The sequence below is a fragment of the Candidatus Thiosymbion oneisti genome, from assembly GCF_004359955.1.
GTDB classification, from domain to species: domain Bacteria; phylum Pseudomonadota; class Gammaproteobacteria; order Chromatiales; family Chromatiaceae; genus Thiosymbion; species Thiosymbion oneisti.
In genome coordinates this window covers 1-243 of sequence record NZ_SMSC01000206.1, presented here as the reverse complement: position 1 = coordinate 243, position 243 = coordinate 1, and the positions used below count along the sequence as shown (strand labels likewise).

Annotated in this window: 1 protein-coding gene; it reads left to right on the top strand. The window is 66.3% G+C overall.

Annotation, left to right across the window (positions count from 1 at the left end; all coding sequences use genetic code 11):
- On the top strand, positions 1 to 243 hold a 243-nt coding region (locus E1958_RS19960), incomplete at both ends, for an aminomethyltransferase beta-barrel domain-containing protein (RefSeq protein ID WP_341765493.1).

The following is a 243-nucleotide window of genomic DNA, read 5'->3' as shown; positions in this document are numbered from 1 at the left end:
CCGTCACCGCCAGGCCCTTCAGAACTGTACGCTCATCGAGCTGGGGGACGACCGTTGTCGGGTCCGCTTCGCGCGCCCCCAGCGCGCCGTCACACCGGGCCAGGCCGCGGTATTCTATCGGGGCGAGGAGTGCCTCGGCGGTGCCGTCATCGAGCGGGCTTGGGCAGAACCACCGAATAATACTCGCTATACCGCCACACGGCACAATCTGCGCATTTCACTCCCTCTCCCTCCGGGAGAGGA